Origin of the sequence: Burkholderia sp. MS455, from assembly GCF_016899445.1 — a bacterium.
Classification (GTDB): Bacteria; Pseudomonadota; Gammaproteobacteria; order Burkholderiales; family Burkholderiaceae; genus Burkholderia; species Burkholderia pyrrocinia_C.
On sequence record NZ_CP041778.1, the window covers coordinates 493,635 to 511,657 of the forward strand.

18 protein-coding genes and 1 pseudogene are annotated in these 18,023 nt (G+C 69.0%); 10 read left to right on the top strand and 9 right to left on the bottom strand.

What is annotated here, in order from left to right:
* Nucleotides 1–9 precede the first annotated feature (9 nt).
* Complete coding sequence (locus FPJ27_RS06680) at nt 10–867, top strand: ABC transporter ATP-binding protein (RefSeq protein ID WP_204422399.1); 858 nt, start codon at nt 10–12, stop codon at nt 865–867.
* Entirely contained in the window at nt 864–1,628 is a 765-nt protein-coding gene (locus FPJ27_RS06685; protein ID WP_204422400.1) for an ABC transporter ATP-binding protein, read from the top strand. Before FPJ27_RS06680 ends, FPJ27_RS06685 begins: the two co-directional genes overlap by 4 nt.
* Before the next feature lie 92 nt (nt 1,629–1,720).
* On the opposite strand, the gene FPJ27_RS06690 is transcribed toward FPJ27_RS06685, so the two are convergent.
* Both FPJ27_RS06690 and FPJ27_RS06695 read right to left on the bottom strand, forming a co-directional pair.
* Nucleotides 1,721–3,142: a sensor histidine kinase gene (locus FPJ27_RS06690; protein WP_204422401.1), complete on the bottom strand. Its 1,422-nt coding sequence runs from the start codon at nt 3,140–3,142 to the stop codon at nt 1,721–1,723.
* Complete coding sequence (locus FPJ27_RS06695; protein WP_204422402.1) at nt 3,129–3,794, bottom strand: response regulator transcription factor; 666 nt, start codon at nt 3,792–3,794, stop codon at nt 3,129–3,131. The genes FPJ27_RS06690 and FPJ27_RS06695 overlap by 14 nt, the downstream gene beginning before the upstream one ends.
* Before the next feature lie 238 nt (nt 3,795–4,032).
* Between FPJ27_RS06695 and FPJ27_RS06700 the strand changes: the two genes are divergently transcribed.
* The 3 genes and pseudogenes from FPJ27_RS06700 to FPJ27_RS36320 all read left to right on the top strand — a co-directional run bounded on the left by FPJ27_RS06700 (nt 4,033) and on the right by FPJ27_RS36320 (nt 6,829).
* A complete protein-coding gene (locus FPJ27_RS06700) occupies nt 4,033–5,049 on the top strand; it encodes an ABC transporter substrate-binding protein (protein ID WP_072442175.1) in 1,017 nt (338 codons plus the stop codon).
* A gap of 113 nt (nt 5,050–5,162) precedes the next feature.
* Nucleotides 5,163–6,473 carry an MFS transporter gene (locus FPJ27_RS06705; RefSeq protein WP_204422403.1) on the top strand — a complete coding sequence of 437 codons (1,311 nt, stop codon included), beginning with the start codon at nt 5,163–5,165 and terminating at the stop codon, nt 6,471–6,473.
* 93 nt (nt 6,474–6,566) lie between these two features.
* Nucleotides 6,567–6,829: pseudogene (locus tag FPJ27_RS36320) on the top strand (YlcI/YnfO family protein).
* Nucleotides 6,830–6,949: 120 nt separating this feature from the next.
* Here FPJ27_RS36320 and FPJ27_RS06710 read toward each other — a convergent pair.
* Nucleotides 6,950–8,737 carry a sensor histidine kinase gene (locus FPJ27_RS06710; RefSeq protein ID WP_204422404.1) on the bottom strand — a complete coding sequence of 596 codons (1,788 nt, stop codon included), beginning with the start codon at nt 8,735–8,737 and terminating at the stop codon, nt 6,950–6,952.
* Nucleotides 8,734–9,381 (bottom strand): response regulator transcription factor, encoded by a 648-nt coding sequence (locus tag FPJ27_RS06715; protein WP_204422405.1) that lies wholly within the window; start codon nt 9,379–9,381, stop codon nt 8,734–8,736. The genes FPJ27_RS06710 and FPJ27_RS06715 overlap by 4 nt, the downstream gene beginning before the upstream one ends.
* 323 nt (nt 9,382–9,704) lie before the next feature.
* On the opposite strand from FPJ27_RS06715, the gene FPJ27_RS06720 reads away from it, so the two are divergent.
* Together FPJ27_RS06720 and FPJ27_RS06725 are read left to right on the top strand one after the other, a co-directional pair.
* Entirely contained in the window at nt 9,705–10,157 is a 453-nt protein-coding gene (locus FPJ27_RS06720; protein ID WP_204422406.1) for a hypothetical protein, read from the top strand.
* A 102-nt stretch (nt 10,158–10,259) separates the two neighbouring features.
* A complete protein-coding gene (locus tag FPJ27_RS06725) occupies nt 10,260–12,278 on the top strand; it encodes an LssY C-terminal domain-containing protein (protein WP_204422407.1) in 2,019 nt (672 codons plus the stop codon).
* A gap of 24 nt (nt 12,279–12,302) precedes the next feature.
* On the opposite strand, the gene FPJ27_RS06730 is transcribed toward FPJ27_RS06725, so the two are convergent.
* Both FPJ27_RS06730 and FPJ27_RS06735 read right to left on the bottom strand, forming a co-directional pair.
* Nucleotides 12,303–12,632: an addiction module antidote protein gene (locus FPJ27_RS06730; protein WP_072442165.1), complete on the bottom strand. Its 330-nt coding sequence runs from the start codon at nt 12,630–12,632 to the stop codon at nt 12,303–12,305.
* Nucleotides 12,629–12,961: a type II toxin-antitoxin system RelE/ParE family toxin gene (locus FPJ27_RS06735; protein ID WP_072442163.1), complete on the bottom strand. Its 333-nt coding sequence runs from the start codon at nt 12,959–12,961 to the stop codon at nt 12,629–12,631. The genes FPJ27_RS06730 and FPJ27_RS06735 overlap by 4 nt, the downstream gene beginning before the upstream one ends.
* A 493-nt stretch (nt 12,962–13,454) precedes the next feature.
* Here FPJ27_RS06735 and FPJ27_RS06740 point away from each other — a divergent pair, with 493 nt between their 5' ends.
* Nucleotides 13,455–13,964 (top strand): N-acetyltransferase, encoded by a 510-nt coding sequence (locus FPJ27_RS06740; protein WP_175960678.1) that lies wholly within the window; start codon nt 13,455–13,457, stop codon nt 13,962–13,964.
* 16 nt (nt 13,965–13,980) lie between these two features.
* Here the strand turns inward: FPJ27_RS06740 and FPJ27_RS06745 are convergent, their stop codons facing one another.
* The 3 genes from FPJ27_RS06745 to FPJ27_RS06750 form a co-directional block, all read right to left on the bottom strand.
* On the bottom strand, nt 13,981–14,934 hold the full coding sequence (locus FPJ27_RS06745; protein ID WP_204422408.1) for a leucyl aminopeptidase: 954 nt from the start codon (nt 14,932–14,934) through the stop codon (nt 13,981–13,983).
* A gap of 58 nt (nt 14,935–14,992) precedes the next feature.
* Nucleotides 14,993–15,115 carry a hypothetical protein gene (locus FPJ27_RS36805; protein WP_006479692.1) on the bottom strand — a complete coding sequence of 41 codons (123 nt, stop codon included), beginning with the start codon at nt 15,113–15,115 and terminating at the stop codon, nt 14,993–14,995.
* A gap of 249 nt (nt 15,116–15,364) precedes the next feature.
* Complete coding sequence (locus FPJ27_RS06750) at nt 15,365–15,820, bottom strand: Lrp/AsnC family transcriptional regulator (protein WP_204422409.1); 456 nt, start codon at nt 15,818–15,820, stop codon at nt 15,365–15,367.
* 117 nt (nt 15,821–15,937) lie between these two features.
* Between FPJ27_RS06750 and FPJ27_RS06755 the strand changes: the two genes are divergently transcribed.
* Together FPJ27_RS06755 and FPJ27_RS06760 are read left to right on the top strand one after the other, a co-directional pair.
* Nucleotides 15,938–16,483: an alpha/beta hydrolase gene (locus FPJ27_RS06755; RefSeq protein ID WP_204422410.1), complete on the top strand. Its 546-nt coding sequence runs from the start codon at nt 15,938–15,940 to the stop codon at nt 16,481–16,483.
* A 283-nt stretch (nt 16,484–16,766) separates the two neighbouring features.
* The gene (locus FPJ27_RS06760) at nt 16,767–18,017 is read left to right on the top strand and encodes a YbfB/YjiJ family MFS transporter (protein WP_204422411.1); all 1,251 of its coding nucleotides are present in this window, start codon (nt 16,767–16,769) and stop codon (nt 18,015–18,017) included.
* Nucleotides 18,018–18,023 lie beyond the last annotated feature (6 nt).

An 18,023-nucleotide genomic window follows, 5' to 3' on the forward strand; every position in this document is an offset into this window, starting at 1 on the left:
AGGAATGCGATGACCACCCCCCGACCCTTGCTCGACGTGCAGGGCCTGACGCGCCGCTTCGACGGCGTGACCGCGCTCGACGGCGCGAGCCTGACGCTCGCCGACGGCGAACTGTTGAGCGTGATCGGGCCGAACGGCGCCGGCAAGTCGACGCTGTTCAACCTGATCGCGGGCGCCGACCGGCCCGATGCCGGCCGCGTGACGTTCGACGGCTGCGACATCACGGGCACGGCGCCCGAACGGCTCGCGGCGCTCGGCATCGCGCGCACGTTCCAGCACGGCCGCGTGTTCGGCAACCTGAGCGTGCTCGACAACGTGCTGATCGGCGCGCATGCGCGGTTGCGTGCGGCACGGCCCGGCTGGCCAGCGCTCGGCGCGGCGGCCGAGGTGCTGCGCGCGCTCGTGCGGCCCGCGTCGGTGCGGCGCGAGGAAGCGGCGCTGCGCGACGAGGCGCGCGCGATCGTCGCCGGGTTCGGCGAACGGCTCACGCCGCGCATCGATCATCCGGCGCACAGCCTGTCGTACGCGAACCGGCGGCGCGTGGAGATCGGCCGCGCGCTCGCGCTGCATCCGCGCCTGCTGCTGCTCGACGAACCGACGGCCGGGATGAACGAGACGGAGACGGCCGAGATGCTGCAATTGATCCAGTCGCTGAAGGCGCGCGGCCTGACGATCCTGCTGATCGAGCACAAGCTCGAACTCGTGATGCGCGTGTCCGACCGCGTGATGGTGCTCGACAACGGCGTAAAGATCGCCGAAGGCGCGCCGCGCGACGTGCGGCACGATCCGCGCGTGATCGAGGCGTACCTCGGCCGGCGCCATGCGGGCGGTGCCGCCGCGGAGCGCACGACGCAGGCGGCCGCATGAACACGCTTTCCTCCGGACCCGACATGACCGTGACCGACGCGCTGCTGAAACTGGAACACCTCGATACGTTCTACGGGCCGGTGCAGGTGCATTTCGACGTGAACTTCGAAGTGGGCCGCGGGCAGATCGTGAGCCTGCTCGGCGGCAACGCGAGCGGCAAGTCGACGACGATGAAGCTGATTCTCGGGCTGATGCGGCCGCGCCGCGGCGTCGTGCGTTTCGACGGCGACGACGTAACGGCGCTCGCGACGCCGCAGCGCGTGCGACGCGGAATCGCGGCCGTGCCCGAGGCGCGGCGGCTGTTCGGCGACATGAGCGTGCGGGAGAACCTGCTGATGGGTGCGTATACGCGCAGCGACCGCACGGCAGTGGCGGAAGATTACGAACGCGTGCTCGACCTGTTTCCGCGCGTACGGGAGCGGCTCGCGCAGCGCGCGGGCACGCTGTCGGGCGGCGAGCAGCAGATGCTCGCGATGGCGCGCGCGCTGATGGCTCGGCCGAAGCTGATCTGCATGGACGAGCCGACGATGGGGTTGTCGCCGCTCTACGTCGACAAGGTGCTCGAACTGATCGATGCGATCAACAAGCAGGGCGTGACAGTGTTCATGGTCGAGCAGAATGCGAGCCTCGCGCTGGAGATCGCGCACTACGGGTACGTGCTGCAGACCGGGCGCGTCGTGCTCGAAGGGCCCGCGAAGGCGCTGCTCGACGATGAGCGCGTGCGCGATGCGTATCTGGGCGGGGAGGCGGTGGCGGCGTAGTTGGCGTGGCTCATCGGTGGCCGACACATGATCATCTGCGGCTCATGAGTCGAAGCAAGTACCCGATCGACCGTGAGCCGGGTTCCACCGGCCTATGCCTGCCTGGCGCCGATCCCCGCCGCCCGCGGAAACGTCATCACCACCGCGAACCCACCCGCATCCGGAAACGCAAACCCGACGCGCCCGCCGTGCGCCTTCATCACTTCCTGCACGATCGCGAGCCCGAGGCCCGACCCCGTGCGCCGTTCGCAGCCGTCCGGCGCGAGCCGCACGAACGGCTGCAATGCGGCGTCCCAGTGCTCGCGCGGAATCCCGCGGCCGTTGTCGGTGACGGTCAGCGTGACCGTGCCGTCGGCGTTGCCCGCGGTCGCGACCGAGACGACGATGTCGTCGGCATGACCGTGCAGCAGCGCGTTGTGCAGCACGTTCGACAGCGCTTCCTGCAAGCTGATCGCATCGCCGTCGATCCACGCAAGCGGCGCGTCGCTCGCGAACGCGACGGCGACGTCGCGCTCGTCCGCGAGCGGAATCGTGCGGCCGAGCACGTCCTTCGCGAGCGCGACGAGTTCGACCGGTTGCAGCGGCACGGCCTCGATGCGATGGATCACCATCGCATGATTGAGCAGCTGGCCGGTGAGGCGGCCGATGTCCGAGCAGGTCGCGCGCAGCGCGTCGAGGCGTGCCGCATGGCGCGCGGGATCGGATTCGCCGTCGAGCAGTTCGATCTGCGCGTCGAGCCGCGCGAGCGGCGTGCGCATCTGGTGCGCGGCGTCGGCGATGAAGCGTTGCATCGCGTTGATGCGTTCGGCCAGGCGGTGTATCAACCCGTTGATCGAGCCGATGATCGCGTCGATCTCGCTCGGCGTGTCGACGGCCACCGGCCGCAGGTCGGCCGGGTCGCGCGCGGCGATGATGGTGCCGATCTGCGCGAGCGGGCGCAGGCCGCGCCGGATCGCGAGGCCGCTCGCGCCGATCGCGAGCACGCTCATCAGCAGGATCAGCGTCCACACCTTGATGCTCATGTCGTTCGTGAGCTGCTGGCGCGCATTGGTTGTTTGCGCAACGGTCACGAGTGCCCAGCCCGGCGTGCTTTCCTCTGGCATGTAGCGCGCGATGGTCGCGGTGCGGATCCGGTGCCCCTGGTAGATGGCGTTCGCGAATGCAGGACCTTGTTTCGCGGCGGCGAGCGTCGCGGAGCTCGCGAGATCGTTGTAGCCGGCCACGACGATGCCGCGCGAATCGACGACCTTGTAGTAGACGAGGTCGTAGCGCGACAGCGTCGACAGCGCGGCCACCGGCGGATTCAGTGCGAGCACGCCGCCTTGCACGTAGAGGTTTTCCGCGACCTGGATCGACGCGCCGGCGAGCAGCTGGTCGTACGCGCGTTCGGCCGCGACGCCCGCGTAGTAGCGCGCGATCGCCGCGAGCGCGAGCGCGCCGGTCGCGACGACGAGCGCGATGAAGAGCAGCGTGCGTCCGAACAGCGTCTTCGGGAACCAGTCAGTGCGCGGCAATCTGATACCCCATCCCGCGCGCGGTGCGGATCTCGACCGAGCTGCCCTGCAGCTTCCTGCGCACGCGCGTCACGTACTGCTCGACCGCGTTCGCGGTCGGCTCGTTGCCGAAGCTGAACAACTGGTTCAGCAGCTCTTCCTTCGAGAAGATGCGCTGCGGTCGGCTCGCGAGGATTTCGAGCAGCGCGAATTCCTGGCGCGACAGCGACAGCGGCTGGCCGTCGAGTTCGGCGAGGCGGCTGCTGCGGTCGATCACGAGGCCGCCGAGCGTCAGCACGTCGTTCGCGTGGCCGCTGTTGCGGCGCAGGAGCGCCTGCACGCGCGCATCGAGCTCGCGGTAGTCGAACGGCTTCACCAGATAGTCGTCGGCGCCGAGGCCGAGGCCGCTCACGCGGTCGTCGATCGCCGAGCGCGCGGTGACGAGCAGCACGGGCGTCGTGCTGCCCGACACGCGCAGGTTGCGCAGCACCGCGAACCCGTCCATGCCGGGCAGGTTCGCGTCGAGCACGACGAGGTCGAAGCGCTCGACGCGCAGCAGCCCGTTCGCGGTCGCGCCGTCGGTTTCGAGATCGACCGCGTGGCCGAGCCGCGCCAGGCGGCTGCGGATCGCCGCGCCGATTTCGGCATCGTCCTCCACGACGAGAATGCGCATGGTGCCGTTTTTCAGGTGGGTGGATTAGGGGTTTTCCCGGGGCCGGGATGTCAGCATTTTCTCAGACTCGGTCGATAACCTGTGTCGAGCCGGAAGCAGCACGCAAGGACGGCATTAATACCAGAAATATTCAAGGAGACGGCAACATGCAGCAAGTCACGGGCACGACGCACGCGCGCCGCAGCGCGCCGCCGGCCTTCGCGTGGCCGTTTGCCGCCCGTCGCAAGGCGGCGCGCGCATGACGACGTCGCCGCGCCGCCGCGCATTGATCGCCGCCGGGCTCGGCGCGCTCGCCGCGCCGGCGCTGGTGCGCGCGAAGCCGCGCACGGTGCGGATCTCGAAGGGCTACGGCGTGCTGTACCTGCCGCTGCTCGTGATGGAGAAGCAGCGATTGTTCGAGCGGCACGCGGCGCGGCACGGCGTGCGCGACGTCGCGGTCGACTGGGTGCTGCTCGACGGCGGCAATTCCGTCAACGACGCGATGATGGCCGGCACGCTGGATTTCGCGGGCGCCGGCGCGCCGGGCTTCATCGAGCTGTGGGCGCGGGCGCGCGGCATTCCGAACGTCGAGGTGATCGGCATCAGCGGGCTGTCGACCACGTCGCTGTCGCTGAACGCGAACCGTCCGGGCCTCGCGTCGCTGCGCGACTTCACGCCGTCCGACCGGATCGCGGTGCCCGGCATCCGCACGTCGTTGTCGGCCGTCGTGCTGCAGATGGTCGCGAGCCGGCAGCTCGGTCCGAAGCATTTCGCGCAGCTCGATTCGATCACCGTGAACCTGCCGCATCCGCAGGCGATGCAGGCGCTGATCCGCCGCGAGAACGGCGTCACCGCGCACTTCACGTCGCCGCCGTTCTCGACGCTCGAGTTGCGGCAGCCGGGTATCCACCGCGTCGTGAGTTCGGTCGACGTGCTCGGCCCGCTGACGCTCGACGTCGTGTTCGCGCCGAAGCGGCTCGTCGATACGGAGCCCGCGCTGGCCGCCGCGTTTCTCGGCGCGCTCGACGAAGCGAACCGCCTGATCGCGCAGGATCCGCGCGCGGCGGCCGCGCTTTATGCGGCGTCGTCGGGCGTCGGCGTGTCGCACGACGACGTGATGCGGATGCTCGCCGCGCCCGACACGCGCTTTTCGGTGCGCCCGAACCAGCTGATGGACTACGTCGAATTCCTGTACCTGGCCGGCACGATCAAGGCGAAGCCGCGTGCATGGCACGAGATGTTCGCACCGATGCTCGACGACTACCGGTCGGGCTGAGCGCCGCCGGCCCGCTTGCAAACAATATTCATCGAAACATTCCGCGCCCGCGCCTTCGTCGCGCGCGGCGCCGATACAACCGACACGCAACCGATTCACGCAAGGAGCCCGTAGTGAACGCTACCGAAACCCTGGACCCCGCGTCCGCCGAAGAACAGCGCATCATGTCGAAGGTGGCGCGGCGCCTGCTGCCCATCCTCGTCGTGATGTTCCTGATCGCGTTCATCGACCGGCAGAACGTCGGCTTCGCGAAGCTGCAGATGGTGCACAGCCTCGGGATGACGGAGGCAGCGTTCGGGCTCGCGTCGTCGCTGTTCTTCATCGGCTACCTGCTGTTCGAGGTGCCGAGCACGCTCGCGCTGCATCGCTACGGCGCACGCGTATGGCTCGCGCGGATCATGCTGACGTGGGGCCTCATCACCGTGCTGATGGGCTTCACGACGTCGATGCCCGCGTTCTGCTCGCTGCGCTTCCTGCTCGGCATCGCCGAGGCCGGCTTCTATCCGGGCGTGATCTACTACCTGACGCTGTGGTTTCCGCAAAGCTACCGCGCGAAGGTGCTCGGCATCTTCACGCTCGGCAGCGCGCTCGCGAACATGCTCGGCTCGCTGGTCGGCGGCGTGCTGCTGAGCCTGAACGGCGTGTGGGGGCTGGCGGGCTGGCAGTGGGTGTTCATCGCAACCGGCATTCCGGCCGTGATCGTCGCGATCGTCGTGTTCCGCGTGCTGCCCGCGTCGTTTCGCGAGGCACCGTTCCTCGACGAGCGCGAGAAGCAGATCGTCGCGGCCGCGCTGGAGCGCGAGAAGCCCGCGCAGGCCGAGCATGGTCAGCCGTGGAAGGCGCTGCTCGATCCGCGCGTGATGCTGTTCGCGGGGACCTACATGCTGATGTCGACGTCGCTGTACGGCGTCACGTACTGGCTGCCGACGCTCGTGAAATCGTTCGGCGTGTCGAGCAGTACGAACGGTTTCCTGAGCATGCTGCCGTGGGCGCTCGCGGTGCTGCTGCTGCTGTGGCTGCCGGCGAAGCTGCGCCGCGCGAAGAGCATCCTGCGCACGATCGCGATCGTCGCGGCGCTCGGCGCGCTCGGCTTCCTGCTGAGCCTCGTGCTGCCGTCGACGCCGCTGCGCTTCGTCGCGCTCGTGCTCGGCGGCGCATGCATCCCGCTGCTGTATCCGTGCTTCTGGTCGATGCCGCCGCGCTATTTCACCGGCGCGCGCGCGGCGGCGAGCGTCGCGGCGATCAATTCGATCGGCAACCTCGGCGGTTTCTTCAGCCAGAACCTGATGCCGTTCGCGGGCAAGGTGACGGGCACCGCGTTCGGGCCGATGATCGTGCCGATCGTGTGCCTCGCGCTGCTCGGGATCGGCGCGCTGGTCGCGTGGACGCGCTCGGAGCGGGGGATGGTCGCGGCGCGGGTGTGACGCGCATGGATTCGTGGCTGCTCCAACCGGTTCACGCTCCTGGAGCGTGTCGGTGTGCTACCGTGCGATCCATTGACACACGTGGGGAATGCAATGAATTCTGCGACGAAGTCCGCGTTCCGGATCGATCCGCAATTGCTTGAAGCCGCTGAATCCGTTCTGGCGAAAAACGAGACGCTCTCCGCGTTCATCGAATCGGCGTTGCGCGCCGACGCGTGCAGCGCGAGTTTGTCGCGCGTGGTCTCGCATCACGCGACGAGGCGCGGCGGACCGGCGAATACATCGACGCTGTAAACGTCCAGGCTGAACTCGAGCGCATGCTGAAAGCGGCACGGGCGACAAGAGCGCTCGGGTAAGCCATTGGGATGGCGATCCGTGCATCGCGGACGCAAATCACGACCCTCGCCGTCCGGCATCAACGAGAAGACGATTACCGCTGACCGCGTCAGTGACGCAGCGCCACCGCGTCCGGCCGCCTACCCGTGCGAAACCCCATCCGCGCCATGCGCGATCGCCACCGGCGCGCGCGACAGCGGAATCTCCACCTCGACCGTCGTACCTTCGCCGAGCGTCGTCGTGATCCGCAGCGTGCCGCCGACGAGGTAGGCGCGCTCACGCAAACCGACCAGCCCGAACGAGTTCGACTTGCGTGGCACGCCGGGATCGAATCCCGCGCCGTCGTCGCGAATCGTCAGCGCGATCGCATCGTCGCCGTGCACGAGCTCGACATCCGCATGCGACGCGGCCGCGTGCCGCGCGACGTTCGCGAGCGCTTCCTGCGCGATGCGGAACACGGCCGTCGCATACGGCTCGTCGAGCTGCAACTCGGGCGGATCGACATGCAGCGCGCACGCGATCCCGTGACGGTGCCGAAAATCCTCCACGAGCCATTGCATCGCCGCCGCGAAGCCGAGATCGTCGAGCATCAGCGGGCGCAGGTCCGACGCGATGCGCCGCGTCGCAGCCACTGCGCCGCGTGCCATCGTGTGCATCGCCGCGATCTTGCGCGCCAGCGGCGCGTCGTCCTGCGGCACGCGGTCGATCAGCCATTCGAGATCGTTCTTCAGCGCCGCGAGCGTCTGCGCGAGTTCGTCATGCAGCTCGCGGGCGATGCGGCGCTGCTCGGCCTCGCGCGCGGTCGCGCTGATCGCGGCGATCTCGCGCAGTTCCTCGCGTGACGCCTGCAGCGCCCGCTCCGCGCGCACGCGCTCCTCGACTTCGCGCCGCAGGTCGCGGTTCGACGCGCTCAGTTGCGCGGTGCGCGCGGCGACGCGCTGTTCGAGCCGTTCGTTCGCCTCGTTCAGCTGCGCGCTCTTCTGCACGACGAGCAGATGCTGGTAGCGCGCGCCGGCCAGTGCGCGCACCGTCTGCGCATGCAGCCGGCCGTTCTCGAACAGCATCGCGAACAGTACGACGCCGGACGCGACGAGGCCGTACGTGCGGCCCGCGTAGAAGCCGAGATCGAAGCGCCCGTGATTGAGCATCGACGACAGCGCGATGTCGAACAGCCAGGCAACGAGCACGGTCATCACCCACAGGTCGAGCACGGAATGATGGCGACGCTGCCGCCACATCAGCACCAGCGCAACCAGGTTCAGCGCCCAGACGACCGTGATCGCGTTCGTCATCGTCGCGGCCATCCGGTTGCCGTGCATGATGCGCGGCAGCAGGTCGTGGCCGGCGGTCGCGAGCACCGCGAGCGCGGCCGTCGCGGCGGCCGCCGCGGCGATGCAGAGCACCACCGGAATCGCCGCGCGGCGCTGCGGGGCCGGGATCGGGCGCGTGCGCGACGCCGCGCGCAGCAGCGCATAGGCGGCGACCGCGAGCGGAAAGCCGCCGTGCCAGAACAGGTACAGCCAGGCCGTGGTCTGTTCGCCGGCGCCGAGCAGGCCCGTCGGCGCGAACAGCCCCGGGAAGGTCAGCATGTGCGTGCCGGCCATGAAGCCCGTGAACAGGTAGCCGCCCGCGAGCGCGAGCAGCGATTTCTCGCGCAGGATCGCGTACTGGCCGAGCAGGAGGCCGGCCGTCACCATGTCGTTGACGACGATCGCCGACTGGTACACGGGGATGAACGCCCAGCCCGGCGCGAGCGGCATGCCCGCGAACGGCGCGAGCATGGCGAAGATCGCGGCCGACACGAGCACGGTCGCGATCGCGAGCCGCCGCTCGCGCCGCCCTGGCGGCAGCGACGACATGAACAGGCGCGACGCGTCCGGATCGGCGTCGTCCGCGGGGGCAGGCGATAAGTGGAGGGTGGTCGTCATGCGTCGTCGACGCCGGGGTCGAGATCGTGGCGCATCGCGTAGCGGATCAGCGCGGCTTCGTGCGGCAGTTCCATCTTCTCGAGGATCCGTGTCTTGTATGTGCTGACCGTTTTCGCGCTCAGCGCGAGTTCGGACGCGATCTGCGTGACGGTCTGGCCCGCGACGATGCGGCGCATCACGTCGAGCTCGCGCGCGGACAGCCGTTCGTGCGGCAGCGTTTGGGCCGGCGCGCGCAGCGTGCGCGCGAGGCTTTCGGCCGCCGACGGGCTCACGTAGACGCCGCCCGCCGCGACCTTGCCCACGGCCTCGACGAGCTCGGCGGTCGCGCTGTCCTTCGTCAGGTAACCGACTGCGCCGGCCTTGAACGCGCGCGCCGCGTACTGCGCCTCGGCATGCATCGTCAGCACGAGCGTGCGCAGTGACGGCGCGTGGCTCTTGACCAGCCGGATCAGCTCGATGCCGGTCGGCGCGGGCATCGACAGGTCGAGCAGCAGCACGTCGGCGGCGCTGCGCTCGGCCAGCGCGAGCGTGGCCGGGCCGTCGCTCGCCTCGCCGACGATTTCGAAACCGCCGGCCCTCTCCAGGATATGACGCAGTCCGTCTCGCATGACTGCGTGATCGTCAGCCAGAATTACCCTGATCATCGAGCGACCCTCTTCGGGATGACGCCGCGGACCTGCCGTCCGGTTGCCGCCGCGATTGTTCTTCCGATCAATATATTCCGCCGAATCCCAAAACGGTACACATCCGGGAAATTTTCGAGATATCCGACCCCGGAATGTGTACTGAACCGAAGTAATCGACGGAAAGGAAGCGGCGTGGACCGCTTGTGGAATAGGGTATTCCCTGATGACTGATGCGCCCGGGGGGCGGACCTGCGCGGCGTCACGCGAAGCGCCCCGCGAACGGCCCCGATTCGGGACTAAACTGGTGCCCGATGCCGCCGCGCCAACCGAGGAGCCCCGCGATGATCGACCTTGCCGATATCCTTCCGTCCGCACTGCCTGCCGCCGTCGCATGGGCCGAAGCGGAGGCGGCGCGCGGGATCGCGCAGGGCGTGCCGCTGACGCCGGCGCAGGCCGACGACGCGCGCACCGTGGGCGTCGCGCAGCCGGAGCGGATCCGCGTCGTGATCGTCGACCGCATGCCGTTCCCCGACACGCCTTCGCTGGCCGCGATCGCACGCGACACGGGGCTGCTGTCGCCGGGGACGATCGGGCTCACGCTCGGCCATGCGGTGTTCGTGCTGCGCGGGCAAGACACGCGCCGCCTGCTGACCCACGAATTCCGTCACGTGCATCAATTCGAGGCCGCCGGGTCGATCGGCGCGTTTCTCGCGCGCTATCTGCACGAGATCGCGACGGTCGGATACCACGACGCGCCGCTCGAGGCCGATGCGCGGCAGTACGAGTTCGATTGACCTCCGACGCCGGCTCGACCGCGCGCACCTCGCGATGAACGTTCCCCACGCCACTGCCGGCCCGGTGTTCGCACACCGGGCCGCACCGCTTTGGAGCGCGCGATGAGCGACACGATCCACGCGTGGATCGGCGCGATCGGCGCGCATCCGCTGCTCGTGCTGGCGATCGTGTTCTTGACCGCCTGCGCCGAGGCGATCGCGCTGGTCGGCACGGTCGTGCCGGCCGGTGCCGTGATGTTCGCGGCCGGTGCGCTGATCGGCGCGGGCGCGCTCGACGGGTGGACGACGATCGGCGTCGCGGCCGTCGGCGCCGTGGTCGGCGACGGGATCAGCTACGAGCTCGGGCGGCACTATGGCGGGGTGATCCGCAACGCGTGGGCGCGCTTCGGCTACGCAGCCGCTTACGCGCGTGGTGAGGAGTTCGTGCTGCGTCACGGCATGAAGAGCATCGTGCTCGCGCGCTTCCTCGCGCCGGTGCGCGCGGTCGTGCCGGTCGTCGTCGGCTGCGCGATGCTGCCGCGCCGGTCGTTCTATCCGGTCAACGTGATATCGGCACTCGTGTGGGCGCCCGTTCATGTGGCGCCGGGCATCCTGTTCGGCGCATCGGCCGTCCTGGCCGCGGCGATCAGCGTGCGGGTCGCCGCGATCCTGGCGGTCGTCGCCGCGCTGGTCGCGCTGGTGTGGATCGGCGTGCGCGTCGCGTTGCGGCGCGGCTGGCCGCTGCTGCGTCGTGCGCTCGTCGAAGTCGCGCACGCCTGTGCACGCCGCTGGCCGCGGTTCGGCGCGCGGCTGCACGACACGATCGCGCGCGTGCGTCGCCTGCCGGGCGCGGTGCCGGTGCTCGCGCTGCTGTTCGTCGGCTGCGTGTGGCTGTTCGCGGGGCTCGTGCAGGATGTCGTCGCGAACGATCCGCTGATGCAGGCGGACATCGCGCTGTACGCGTTCCTGCAGAACCTGCGCACGCCGCCCGTCGATGCCGCGATGAGCGCGCTCGCGGTGCTGCACGGGCACGATACGGGGCTGATCGTCGCGGCCGCGTTTCTCGTCTGGCTGATGATTCATCGCTGCTGGCTGACGTCCGCGTGGTGGCTCGCGACGATCGGCATCGCCGTCGTGCTCGTGCCGGTGTTCGGCGCGGGCGTGCCCGGCGCGACGCCCGCGAGCCTGCCGCCCGGCGCACTGCACGTGCCGCTGCCCGATGCCGATGCCGCGTTCGCGATTCTCGCGAGCAGCGGCCTCGGCTGGGTGCTGGCGCACGACGGGCCCGCGCGGTGGCGCATCCCGGTCGTGACGGCGGTCGTGCTGTGGATCGTGCTCGGCGGCTTCGCGCGGTTGTATGTCGGCGATACGTGGCTGTCGGGTTTGCTCGGCGGCTGGAGCCTCGGGCTGGCGTGGTTCGCGGTGCTCGCCGGCGCTTATGCGTACTGGCGCGTGCGCGAGCATGTGCAGTCGAGGGGCGCGCTCGTCGCGGTGGTCGTGGTGCTCGCGACGGCCGGCGTATGGACGGTTCCCGCGCAATGGCAGCTCGACCGCGCGGCGCGCCCGCATGTCGGCGACGTGGTTGCGATGACCGTCGATCAGTGGATGCGCGGCGGGTGGCAGCGCGTGCCGACGCGGCGCACCGAGATCGGCGGCGATCGCGAGGAATATCTGCCGCTGCAATGGAGCGCGACGTCGGACACGCTCGATCGCCATCTCGCGCAGGCCGGCTGGCAGCGCGCGACGCCGTGGTCGCCCGCCACCGCGCTGCGCTGGCTGTTGCCGCAGGCGCCGGTCGACACGCTGCCGGTGCTGCCGCGCTACACGCACGGCGAGAGCACGCGCCGCGTGTTCGTCCGCGTCGATCCGGGCCACCCGGAAAGCCGTGTCGTGCTGCGGCTGTGGCGTTATCCGTACGTGCTGCAGGATGCGCTCGGCACGCGGCCGCTGTGGTACGGCGCACTGTATCGCGAGACGCTGCACCGGCCGGCGCGACTGATGACGATCGTGCGGACGACGCCGATCGACGATGCGGCGGCGATCGCGCTGGCGCTGGCGGTCGAGCCGACGATCGAGCATCCGCCGGCGGGGATGAATGCCGCGCCGGCCGGGATGCTGCTGGTGTGGATGGTCAGGCCGTGAGCGGGCACGCGGGCCGTGCGCTGCTTACGCGTGCGCCGGCTGCGCGGGGACGACGGACAGGCGCAGGCCGACCGTCTTGAGCACCGCGAGCAGGGTTTTCAGCGTCGGGTTGCCGTTGGGGGACAGCGTGCGATACAGCGATTCGCGGCTGATGCCGGCTTCGGCCGCGACGGCGCCGAGCCCGCCGTACGCTTCCGCGACCGTGCGCAGCGCGAGCAGGGCGGCCGCGCGGTTGTCGGGATCGTCGAGCGATTCCATTGCGACGCGCAGATAGGCCACCGCGAGGTCGCGATCGGCGCCGAGTTCGGCGACTTCCGCGTCGTGGTGCGATACCGCGCCTTTGAGCTTGCTCACATTTGCCTCCGTTTCCAGTTCGACCAGTGTTCCTTTGCACGCCTGATGTCGTCGGGTTGACTGCCCTTGTCGCCGCCGGACAGCAGCAGCACCAGTGCACCGCCGTGCCGGCCGAAGTACACGCGATAGCCGGCACCGACATGGATGCGCAGTTCGATCACGCCTTCGCCGACAGGCTCGCAATCGCCGAAGTTGCCTGTCTGCACACGGCGGAGGCGTTCTCGAATCCGCGCCTGGGCGAACTTGTCGCGCACGGCGTTCAGCCATTCGGTGAAAGGCTCGCGACCGTCGTCGCGCTGATAGCGAAGCAGTTCGAACTTGGATGGCATTGTAACTTATAAGCTACAAAAATGGTGAAGGGAACGAGGCGGCCATGCGGGCTGCCACAGGTGGTGTGAACGGGGTGCGATGCACGCGTTGCCGGTCGTCGGATCGAGACGGCATGCAACGCAACGGCGCTGCGGCCGGAGCGCATGCAGCGCCTTCATGGTTCGGGGTTTCAGGCAGCGAAGCCGGCTTCCCGGACGACGATCATTCTTTCATCCGGTGTGTACAGCGGCGATTCGGCTGAATGGCCGGTGTCGATGACGCGATGACGAGGCACGCGCCGAGTGTGGGGTGTCGGGAGGGAATGACGTGAACGGCAAACCTGCCGGCGACGCGGCGGCGAGCGCCTGCCAGGTTTCTCGCCGGCGCTCGAGCGCCGGTACGGCGTGCCGCAGGGCGTGTATCGCAGCGGCGTGCCGCGGGTCGGCGGCTATCGACGAATCGCGGTACGATCGATTGCCTTCAGGCCAACATCGCCTTCACGAGAGAACCCGCATGATCACGCTTCGCCCGATGACCGAGGACGATTTTCCGCGCTTCTGGCCGACCTACCGCGCCATCGTCGCTGCTCAGGAAACCTATGCATTCGATCCCGCGCCGACGCCCGAGGCAGCGCGCGCACTATGGCTCGACGCGCCGCTCTGCACATGGATCGCCGAAGAGGACGGCGTGCTGCTCGGTTCGTACTACCTGAAGGCGAACGCGGCCGGGCCCGGCAATCACGTGTGCAACTGCGGCTACATGGTGAGCGACGCGGCGCGCGGCCGCGGCGTCGCGCGCCTGATGTGCGAGCACTCGCAGCAGGTCGCACGCGAGCGCGGCTTTCTCGCGATGCAGTTCAACTCGGTGGTCGCGACGAACGAGGTTGCAGTCGCGCTGTGGCAGAAGCTGGGATTCGAGATCGTCGGCCGCCTGCCGCGCGCGTACCGTCACGCGCGGCTCGGGTTCGTCGATTGCTTCGTGATGTTCAAATGGCTCGGCGACGCGGCGGCCGCCGAAGCCTGAACACGCAGCCGCTTCGTCAGACGGCGAATGCGCCGTCGAACACGATCCGCTCGTCGAGCGCGAGCGTGCCGCGCGCGAAGATCAGGTCGAGGTGGTGGCTGCCGTTTTCGCCGCCGCCGAGCCCGAGATGCAGGCCCGGATGGCGTTCCTCGAATCCTGCATTGCGGCCGTATAGCCCGCGGATCCCGAGGTTGGTGCCGATGCCGAATTCCTCGATCCGCCGGTGATTCGCGTGCCGGTCGAGATAGGTCGAGAAGTCGCGCCGGAAGCCCGCGTCGTCGCTGTCGAAATCGACGATCGTGCTGCCTTCGACATGCAGCGTCGCGAGCCGCTCGACCACCTTGTACTTGATCGCGAACGGCACGGTGCCGAGAAACGTGCCGCTGAACACGACCGAGCCGTTCAGGTCGGTGATGTGCGTCGCGATCTCGCCGGGCACGACGTCGAGATTGCCCATTCCGTCCACGCTCGTCCATTTCTGGTCCGGCGCGAGCGAGCCCGTCAGCGTGTTGCCGGCTTCGTCGATGAAGCGGATCCGCGATGCGCGCGCGGCCGCTTCGATCAGCCGGCCGTTGCGTGCCGCGATGTCGTCGAGCGATTCGGCGAATGCCTCGTCCAGATGCGGGCCGTAATCCTTGAACAGTACCGACTTGCCCCAGTGCTCGACGATCGCGGGGCGGATCGCCGCGAGGAACGGCGGCCCGCTCGGCGACGGCGTCGGCAGGCAAGACGAGTCGTACAGCAGCACGAACAGGTCGGCGCGATCGAGCGCGGCGGCGATGTCGGCGGGCGGGGTGGTTTCGAGGCAGAGGGTGGTCGCGTCGAGCGAATCGGGCAGGGCGGAAAACGCGCGCAACGCGATGTCGCGGTTGCGGGTGTCGTGGCCGACCAGCAGTTTTCCCGACTCACCGCGCGCAAGCTTGTCGCGCAGCGCGGGGTGAAAGCCGAGTGCGCGGTGCAGGTTCAGCATGCGTGTCTCCGGAAACGGCGGAAGGGCCGCGGCCCTTCCGCGAGAACGGGTGGCCCGCTCAGACCGGCCAGAGCGCGGTGCCGAACGGCACCACGGCGTCCTCGACCATCATGTCGACGGCCTCGGGGTGCGTGTCTTCCTGCATCCAGTCAAGCAATTCGATCTGCTGGGTTTCCTGCATGTCAATTCTCCTGTGGTGAACATGAGTGATTCAACATGAAAGCGCACGGCTAAAAGATTGCCGCTCCCCGTCCGGTATTTCGTGAATGCCGGGCGAGTGGCGTCGATATTAGTCTGACGAATTGAGGAAGGCAATGCACTGCAAGGTTTTTAGCCGAGCGGTGCTAAACATCGAGCATGCGCGATCGGGCGCGGCGCAGGAAGCAGATCATGCGAATCGCGCGGGCGCCCAGCGAGGCTGTGACCCGCATCAACCGAGCAGCGCTTTCCCGAGCGGCTTGACCGGTTCAGACCGGAGTACCAGCGAAGTCGTGACTGCGCCAAAGCGGGCAATCGCGTCGACGATGGTTTCCAGATGCTCCGGTGTCGGCACCCGTACCTTCAGCAGGAAGCAATCCTCGCCGGTCATGCGGTGGACTTCGATCACATGCGGCATGTCGGCGAACGCGCTCAGGGCGGGCTTGATGTGTTCGTGCGTCGTTCTCAGCCGGATGATGGCCATCATCCCCAGCCCCAGTGCCGCCGGATCGATCCGCGCGCCGTAGCCCGTGATGATGCCCCGCTCTTCCAGGCGTTTGACGCGCTCCGAAGTCGCGGGCTGCGACAGTCCGATCTGCCGGCCCACTTCGGAGAGCGGCATTCGCGCGTTTTCCTGCAGGGCTTCGAGGATGGCGATATCCAGGCGATCGAGTTCTCCGTTCGACATTGCCGCCCTCCTGTTCCGTTAAGTCATCGGCATTTTGTCTCAATAACCGATGACTTGCCATTCCGCGCGTGTTTCCGGCCCGTCAGACTGCGAACTCCTGTGTTCATGGAGGCGGGGATGGAACAAGCGATTGTCATCGTGCCGGGTATCGGAAACTCGGGCGCGGATCACTGGCAGAGTCATTGGGAGGCGACGCTTCCCGGCGCCACGCGCATGACTCCGGCTTCGTGGGACGCGCCCGACCTGAGCGACTGGATTGCGGCGTTGGACGAGGCCGTCGCGAAAGCCGCGGCGGCGCCGCTGGTGATTTGTCATTCGCTCGGTTGCTTGTTGTTCGCGCATTGGCATGCCGCTTCGACGCGCAGCGTGCGCGGCGCGTTTCTCGTCGCGGTGCCCGACCCGGGCGGCCCGCGCTTTCCGGTCGCCGCAAAGGTGTTCGCGAAGCTGCCGACCGGCAATTTCGGCGGCCTGCCGGTGCTGGCGATCGCCAGTTCGGACGATCCGTACGACCCGTTGGGGCGCGGGATTGCGTGGGCAAGCACATATGGCGCGACGCCGCTGCTGCTCGGCGCGCGCGGCCATCTGAACGCGGCCGCGGGGCTGGGGGAATGGCGCGAAGGCGGCGCGCTGCTCACGGCCTTTACGGCCGGATTGGGCGCATAGCGCAGGCACGCGGCTCGCGCGCTCCCGTGCTCCCGTGCTCTTCGTCGCCGGATGGACGAACCGGCGGCGGCAGAGGTCGTCGTCGGATTCCGGGCGCGGCGGCAACGTCGGCGCGAGCGCTCGAGTATGATCGCTCGACGGCGCCGTCGGCCTCGGCAATCGGGATGGACGCATGCGCTGCGGCGGATTTCGCATCGACGATGCGGCGGCCGCCGTTCGCGACGCCACGTCGGCGTCGCGGGGGGCGCGCATCCCGACCTCGAACGACAACGGAGACAACCCGATGCCCATGGCACCGCAACCGGAGCGTGCCGGCTCGTCGCGACCGGATGCCGGCGCAACCGACCCCGACCGCATGGCCGCGTGGCGGCTGGCGATCTGCCTGTCGCTCGGCAGCGCGATCGCGCTCGGCCTCGCACGCTTTTCGTATGCACTGCTGCTGCCGCCGATGAAGGCCGATCTCGGCTGGACGTTCGCGCAGGCCGGCGCGTTGAACACGGCAAATGCGGCGGGCTACCTGATCGGTGCGCTCGTGTTTCCGATACTGTCGCGGCGCCGGCACGCGGGCGCGCTGCTCGCGGCCGGCTGTGCGCTGACCGCGTTGCTGATGGCCGCATGCGGGTTTACGTCGGACATGCACACGCTGCTCGTGCAGCGGCTCGCGACCGGCGTCGGCAGCGCGCTGATCTTCATCAGCGGCGGCGTGCTGGCTGCGCGGCTCGCATCGGCGTCGCCGCGTGATGCGGGGCTGCTGCTCGGTCTCTATTACGGCGGCACGGGGTGGGGCATCGTCGCGTCGTCGCTACTCGTGCCGGCCACGCTTACGCATGGCACGCACGGCTGGCAGCCCGCATGGTTCGCGCTCGCGTTCGCGTGCGTGCTGTTCTCGGCGGTGGCCGTGTCGGCCGCGCGTCGTATCGAGCGCGAGCATGCGGTACACGCCGCGCCGCGCGACAGCGCGCTGGAGGCCGTCACCGCGAGCCCCGCCCGCTTCGCGCTCGCGCTGGCCGGCTACGGCCTGTTCGGCGTCGGCTACATCGGCTACATGACGTTCATCGTCGCGCTGCTGCGCGGCGCGGGAATGAGCGGCACGGTGGTATCGGCGTTCTACGTGATGCTCGGCGTCGCGACCGTCGTCTCGGCGCGATTGTGGTCGCGCTTGCTCGACCGAATGCGCGGCGGCCAGGCGCTGGCCGTGCTCAACGCGCTGCTCGGCATCGCGACGCTGATGCCCGCGATGTTCGTGCATCCGGCCGCCGCGTTCGCATCGGGCGTGATGTTCGGCGCGACGTTCCTGTCGGCTGTTGCATCGACCACCGCGTTCGTGCGGCACAACCTGCGGCCCGACGGCTGGGCGAAAGGGATCAGCGCGTTCACGACGGTCTTCGCGTTCGGTCAGATTGCCGGGCCTGTCGCGATCGGCTGGGTGTCGGACAGCGCGGGGCTCGCGCGCGGGCTCGTGTATTCGGCGCTGACGTTGTTCGCGGGCGCCGCGCTCGCGGCCGGGCAGCGTGCGTTGCGGGCCGCCGCGTAGTCAGGC

Excerpts from the sequence above, each read along its gene's own strand:
- FPJ27_RS36805 (WP_006479692.1), bottom strand. The coding sequence starts at position 15,115 with ATGCAGGAAACCCAGCAGATCGAATTGCTTGACTGGATGCAGGAAGAC.
- FPJ27_RS06755 (WP_204422410.1), top strand. The coding sequence starts at position 15,938 with ATGGAACAAGCGATTGTCATCGTGCCGGGTATCGGAAACTCGGGCGCG.
- FPJ27_RS06710 (WP_204422404.1), bottom strand. The coding sequence starts at position 8,737 with ATGACGACCACCCTCCACTTATCGCCTGCCCCCGCGGACGACGCCGAT.
- FPJ27_RS06750 (WP_204422409.1), bottom strand. The coding sequence starts at position 15,820 with ATGTCGAACGGAGAACTCGATCGCCTGGATATCGCCATCCTCGAAGCC.
- FPJ27_RS06740 (WP_175960678.1), top strand. The coding sequence starts at position 13,455 with ATGATCACGCTTCGCCCGATGACCGAGGACGATTTTCCGCGCTTCTGG.
- FPJ27_RS06700 (WP_072442175.1), top strand. The coding sequence starts at position 4,033 with ATGACGACGTCGCCGCGCCGCCGCGCATTGATCGCCGCCGGGCTCGGC.
- FPJ27_RS06720 (WP_204422406.1), top strand. The coding sequence starts at position 9,705 with ATGATCGACCTTGCCGATATCCTTCCGTCCGCACTGCCTGCCGCCGTC.
- FPJ27_RS06735 (WP_072442163.1), bottom strand. The coding sequence starts at position 12,961 with ATGCCATCCAAGTTCGAACTGCTTCGCTATCAGCGCGACGACGGTCGC.
- FPJ27_RS06680 (WP_204422399.1), top strand. The coding sequence starts at position 10 with ATGACCACCCCCCGACCCTTGCTCGACGTGCAGGGCCTGACGCGCCGC.
- FPJ27_RS06715 (WP_204422405.1), bottom strand. The coding sequence starts at position 9,381 with ATGATCAGGGTAATTCTGGCTGACGATCACGCAGTCATGCGAGACGGA.
- FPJ27_RS06685 (WP_204422400.1), top strand. The coding sequence starts at position 864 with ATGAACACGCTTTCCTCCGGACCCGACATGACCGTGACCGACGCGCTG.
- FPJ27_RS06760 (WP_204422411.1), top strand. The coding sequence starts at position 16,767 with ATGCCCATGGCACCGCAACCGGAGCGTGCCGGCTCGTCGCGACCGGAT.
- FPJ27_RS06745 (WP_204422408.1), bottom strand. The coding sequence starts at position 14,934 with ATGCTGAACCTGCACCGCGCACTCGGCTTTCACCCCGCGCTGCGCGAC.
- FPJ27_RS06725 (WP_204422407.1), top strand. The coding sequence starts at position 10,260 with ATGAGCGACACGATCCACGCGTGGATCGGCGCGATCGGCGCGCATCCG.
- FPJ27_RS06695 (WP_204422402.1), bottom strand. The coding sequence starts at position 3,794 with ATGCGCATTCTCGTCGTGGAGGACGATGCCGAAATCGGCGCGGCGATC.